This is a genomic window from Geomonas sp. (assembly GCF_056994735.1).
Genome location: NZ_JBXKJL010000522.1, coordinates 1 through 2,890, shown reverse-complemented (window position 1 = coordinate 2,890; position 2,890 = coordinate 1). Strand labels below are relative to the sequence as shown.

At 58.3% G+C, this 2,890-nt stretch carries 3 protein-coding genes and 4 tRNA genes; all 7 read right to left on the bottom strand.

Annotation, left to right across the window (positions count from 1 at the left end):
* Window positions 1-286: GTP-binding protein (locus AC11W3_RS22210; RefSeq protein WP_484092410.1), on the bottom strand; the 286-nt coding region annotated here is incomplete at its 3' end.
* Window positions 287-344: 58 nt separating this feature from the next.
* A tRNA-Thr gene (locus tag AC11W3_RS22205) sits at window positions 345-420 on the bottom strand.
* 9 nt (window positions 421-429) lie between these two features.
* Window positions 430-506 (bottom strand) — tRNA-Gly (locus tag AC11W3_RS22200).
* 112 nt (window positions 507-618) lie between these two features.
* Window positions 619-703 (bottom strand) — tRNA-Tyr (locus AC11W3_RS22195).
* Window positions 704-723: 20 nt separating this feature from the next.
* Window positions 724-799: transfer RNA gene (locus tag AC11W3_RS22190), tRNA-Thr, on the bottom strand.
* 257 nt (window positions 800-1,056) lie between these two features.
* The gene (locus AC11W3_RS22185; protein WP_484093862.1) at window positions 1,057-1,611 is read right to left on the bottom strand and encodes a cysteine hydrolase family protein; all 555 of its coding nucleotides are present in this window, start codon (window positions 1,609-1,611) and stop codon (window positions 1,057-1,059) included.
* Window positions 1,612-1,684: 73 nt separating this feature from the next.
* Window positions 1,685-2,695: a hydrogenase expression/formation protein HypE gene (gene hypE, locus AC11W3_RS22180; RefSeq protein WP_484091708.1), complete on the bottom strand. Its 1,011-nt coding sequence runs from the start codon at window positions 2,693-2,695 to the stop codon at window positions 1,685-1,687.
* Between the last annotated feature and the right edge of the window lie 195 nt (window positions 2,696-2,890).

The window sequence follows — 2,890 nt, the reverse complement described above, 5'->3', positions numbered from 1 at the left end:
CACCGGTGATCATGTTCTTTACGTAGTCGGCGTGGCCCGGGCAGTCGACGTGCGCGTAGTGACGCTTGTCGGTCTCGTACTCGACGTGGGCGGTGGCGATGGTGATACCACGCTCACGCTCTTCCGGGGCGTTGTCGATCTGGTCGAAAGCCTTGAACTCGGCCTGGCCCTTGCCGGCGAGGACCTTGGTGATGGCAGCGGTCAGGGTGGTCTTGCCGTGGTCGACGTGGCCGATGGTGCCTATATTTACGTGCGGTTTAGTTCTTTCGAATTTAGCTTTTGCCATGAGGAATCCTCCCTGGGGTTTCTAAACAAAATGTATGTAAGATGCTTTTGCTGGAGAGTGGAGCCCACAACCGGATTCGAACCGGTGACCTCTTCCTTACCAAGGAAGTGCTCTGCCTACTGAGCTATGTGGGCACATGATTTTGGAGCGGGAAACGGGACTCGAACCCGCGACCCTCAGCTTGGAAGGCTGACGCTCTAGCCAACTGAGCTATTCCCGCCAATCACATCGAACGGCGAAGTTTTTTGATTCGATCGACCGCCGCCTTCCCAGTACCAACGACCTACGGTCTCCTGGAATCGGGCCGGCGCCCGTCTCATCTGAAGTTTGTATGGTGGAGGGAGGAGGATTCGAACCTCCGAAGTCGATGACGACAGATTTACAGTCTGTTCCCTTTGGCCGCTCGGGAATCCCTCCAGACGATGTGCTTGCTTCAGTGGAGCTGACGATGGGACTCGAACCCGCAACCTGCTGATTACAAGTCAGCTGCTCTACCAATTGAGCTACGCCAGCCTATCATCATCCGCCCCCGTTTCGCGCCGAAGACTGCTTGGCAAAACGAAGTCCCTTTTCTAAAGCAAAACCGGTTTTGTGTCAACCTCTTTTTTTGCAGGTGGTGATTTTTTTAATTACCGGCGAACCGTGAAGAGCCGCAAGCACTCTCTGCACCAGAGAAAAAGCACAAAGACATAGTATAGCCACCGCAATCTACTGTGCAAGATAACAAGCGAGTTTTCCTGACCATTCTACGAGCGCCACCCCCGCCCCGATCACAGATCCAGGATCAGGGAGATTTCCTCCACAGACAAAGCCTTGGCAAATAGTCCGTTGAGAGCCGCCACGAAGGAGAGATGAACTTCCCGCGCAGACACAGTAGCGCCACCGAAAGAAAGAGATCTGGCAGCACAGGCGTCGTGAGCAAGAAGAGACTGGAAGCCGAGATCGGCAGCCGCCCTGGTCGTGGTGTCGACGCACATGTGCGTCATCATCCCTGCGATTACCAGTTGCTCGATCTCCTCCTTCTTCAGGTAATCAAGGAGCGCTGTGTCGCGGAAGCTGTTGGGATAGTTTTTCTCAAAGAGCGCTTCACCCGCAACCGGCGCCACAGCCGGATGTATTTCCGAGCCCCTGGTGTCGGGCAACAGGAAGGTGGCACCGGGACGGATGGAAAAGTGCTGGATGTGGATGACCGGCAGTGACTTTTCTCTGAATTTCCGGAGAAGCCTTGCCGCCTGCACCGTTGCATCGGCGCTTCCCTCCACTTCCATGGCGCCGCCAGGAAAATAGTCATTCTGGATATCGATGAGAAGCAGCGCCTTTTTCACTCGGCCTCCGTGGTTGAAGGGGTAGTGGCTACCAAGAAGCTGCAGACCATAGCACACTCTCAGACGTTTTACATTAGCAAATCCGGGGAAGTTGCTCTCCGGAGAGCATATCGACCCCCCGGAGCCCTCCCACCACGGTCACCATCTGCACTCTTCCGCCGCCTCCCGCGGTCACTTCTCCGATGATGGCCGCATCTCTGCCGAAACAGTGGTCACGCATCAGGCGCAGCGCCTCTTCCGCCTTCTCCGGTGCGACAAAAGCCAGCAGCTTCCCCTCATTGGCTATGTACAGCGGGTCCAGCCCGAGAATCGAGCATACGCCGTTGACAGCCGCAGTGACCGGAAGGGCTTCTTCGTTGAGGGTGACGGTGACGTCCGACTGCAGGGCGATCTCTTTCAGGGTGGTGGCAACCCCTCCCCTGGTGGGATCCCGCAGCACGTGCAGGGCCTCTCCCAGGTCCAGGAGTTCCCGGACCAATCCGTTGAGCGGAGCCGAATCGGTCGCAATCTCGGTCTCGATTTCCAGCCCCTCCCGCCGGCAAAGGACCGCGACCCCGTGATCACCGATGTTCCCGCTGACGATGATCTTGTCCCCGGGGCGGGCGCGGTTCCCCTCTATGGTCAATTCATGTTCGATGACGCCGATGCCGGAGGTGTTGATGAAGATGCCATCGGCCTTGCCCCTCGGAACGACCTTGGTGTCGCCTGTGACCAGGGAAACGCCTGCAAGATCAGCAGCCAGCCGCATGGAGGCAAGTATCCGGGACAGGTCCCCCTTGCCGAAGCCCTCCTCGAGGATCAGCGCCACGCTGATGAATAGGGGCCGAGCACCCATCATGGCGAGGTCGTTCACCGTTCCGTTTACCGCCAGGTCCCCGATGTTCCCTCCCGGGAAGAAAATGGGATCGACCACATAGCTGTCCGTGGTGAACGCAAGCCGGGCGCCGCCGACGTTGAGCAGGGCAGCGTCGTTCTGCCCTGCCGACGGCGTGGGGGAGAGGTGCGGGAGGATCACTTCGTCAAGCAGCTGGTGCGAAAGTTTCCCGCCGCTGCCGTGACCGAGAAGAATGATGTCGTTGTCCAATTGAGGCTCCTTTAAAGCTTGCCAGCTCCCCCCTTCGCTAAAGGGGGGGGACGTTTGGGCGGTGGTGTCGCAAGGTATTCGCTGCCTTACGAGCTCCCCCCTTGACAAAGGGGGGCTGGGGGGGATTTAGCGATAGTGCCACAGTCGATGCCGCTGCCGAACTGCCAAAGCAAATCCCCCCTGTCCCCCCTTCGT